We start from the raw sequence: 2,334 nt of genomic DNA, 5'->3' as shown, positions 1-2,334 counted from the left end.
CGCCGACAAGGCCGCCGGCGCGCCCGGCGCCACCGCGAGCACGGCGTTGCCGGCGGCAAGCGCCTGGATCGCCTGCGCCAGCAGCGTGTCGGTATCCGGTCCGAGGCAGAGCACGCGGCCGCGCGGTGCCAGCGACAGGGTGTTGGCCTCCCCCGTCGGGCCGGGCAGGTCGACCTGGCCGAAATCGATGCTTGCCGCCGCCCCGATCGCCGCCGCGCCCTTGCCGCGCAGGTGCTTCCGCAGGATCGCCACCCGGTCAGGTCGCGTCGACCAGCCGCCGAGGGTCGGATCGGGCAGGTTGTCGGCGAGTTCGGTCGCCGTCACCTTGTGGCCCTCGGCGACATGCGTGCCCGCCTCCGGCCCCTTGCGGAAGCGCCGCAGGTAATGCGGCCCGCCGGCCTTCGGTCCTGTGCCGGAAAGCCCCTCGCCGCCGAACGGCTGCGAGCCGACCACGGCGCCGATCTGGTTGCGGTTGACATAGATGTTGCCGGCATGGATGCCGTCGACGAAATGCTGGACGCGGCCTTCGATGCGCGTGTGCAGGCCGAAGGTCAGGCCATAGCCCTTGCGGTTGATGGCGGCGATGACGGCGTCGATCTCGTCGGCGTCGAAGCTGGCGACATGCAGCACCGGGCCGAACACCTCGCGCTCCATCTCCTCGATGCCCTTGACGCGGAAGACATGCGGCGCGACGAAGCGGCCGCTCTTCGGCGCCTCGAGCTTGGCAATCAGCCGGCCCTGCAGGCCCATCCTGGTGCAATAGTCGCGGATCGATGCCTGCGCCTCGTCGTCGATGACCGGGCCGACATCGGTCGAGATCAGCCAGGGATCGCCGAGGTGGAGCGCCTCCATCGCGCCCTTCAGCATCTCCAGCATCTTCTTCTCGACGTCCTTCTGCACGTAGAGCACGCGCAGCGCCGAGCAGCGCTGGCCGGCGCTCTGGAAAGCGGAGGCGAGGATGTCGCGCACCGCCTGCTCGGGCAGCGCGGTGGAATCGACGATCATGGCGTTAAGCCCGCCGGTCTCGGCGATCAGCATGGCGTCGGGTGCGGCGGTCTCGGCCAGTTGCTTCTCGATCAGCTTGGCGACCTCGGTCGAGCCGGTGAAGCAGACGCCGGCGATGCGCGGGTCGGCCGTCAGCGGCGCGCCGACCGAGGGGCCATCGCCGGGCAGAAGCTGGATGATGTCTTCCGGCACGCCCGCCTCGCGCAGCATCTCGACGGCGCGGAAGGCGATCAGCGGCGTCTGTTCTGCCGGCTTGGCTATGACCGAATTGCCGGTGACGAGGGCTGCCGCGATCTGGCCGGTGAAGATGGCGAGCGGGAAATTCCACGGCGAGATGCAGACGATCGCGCCGCGCGCCTCGGTGCCCGTTTCCGCATTGGCGGCCTCGGCGGCGTAGTAGCGCAGGAAGTCGACCGCCTCGCGCACCTCGGCGACGCCGTCGGCCAGCGATTTGCCGGCCTCGCGGGTGGCGAGCGCGAAGAACTCGGCCGCGTTGGCCTCATAGAGGTCGGCGGCGCGGTTCAGGACCGCCGCGCGCTCGGCGACCGGGCGCTTGGCCCAGGCCGGCTGCGCTTCGACGGCGATGCGCACGGCGGTGGCGACCTGCTTGGCGGCCGCCTCGTGGATGGTGCCGACAACCTCGTCGGGCTTCGCCGGATTTACAACCGGGCGTTCCTTGCCGTAGCCGGCGGCGCGCGTGATCGGCTTGGCGTGCCAGCGGTTCGATCCGGCGAACTCGGCCTTGGCCTTGTCGATCGCGGCCAGCGTCACCGGATCGGTGATATCGACGCCCCTGGAATTGCGGCGGCCGGCGCCGAAGATCGCGGCCGGGCGGGCGATCGCCGGATTGGCGGCTGGGCCCTGGTGCTCGACCGTTTCCAGCGGGTCGCGGGCGATGTCTTCAGGCTCGACCTCCTCGTCGGTGAGCTGGTGCACGAAGGACGAGTTGGCGCCGTTTTCCAGCAGACGGCGCACCAGATAGGCGAGCAGGTCGGAGTGCGCGCCAACCGGCGCATAGATGCGGCAGCGCGTGCCCTCGGCCTGGCGCACGGTCTCATGCAGCGCCTCGCCCATGCCATGCAGGCGCTGGAACTCGAAGGAATCGCGATCCTTGGCCATCGACAGGATGGCGGCGACCGTATGCGCGTTGTGGGTGGCGAACTGCGGATAGATGCGGTCGGTCATCGACAGCAGCTTCTTCGCGCAGGCCATGTAGGAGACATCGGTGTTGACCTTGCGGGTGAATACCGGATAGCCGGCAAGCCCCAGCGTCTGCGCCCGCTTGATCTCGGTGTCCCAATAGGCGCCCTTGACCAGCCGCACCATGAT

The 2,334-nt window shown here is 69.6% G+C and carries 1 protein-coding gene; it reads right to left on the bottom strand.

Annotated features, from left to right (window positions below):
* On the bottom strand, positions 1 to 2,334 hold a 2,334-nt coding region (gene putA / locus EN780_RS32335), incomplete at both ends, for a bifunctional proline dehydrogenase/L-glutamate gamma-semialdehyde dehydrogenase PutA (protein ID WP_128276302.1).

The sequence above is a fragment of the Mesorhizobium sp. M4B.F.Ca.ET.089.01.1.1 genome (genome assembly GCF_004022605.1).
GTDB lineage: Bacteria > Pseudomonadota > Alphaproteobacteria > Rhizobiales > Rhizobiaceae > Mesorhizobium > Mesorhizobium abyssinicae.
Note: the sequence above shows the minus strand (reverse complement) of the source record. Positions and strands in the feature narration are given on the sequence as shown.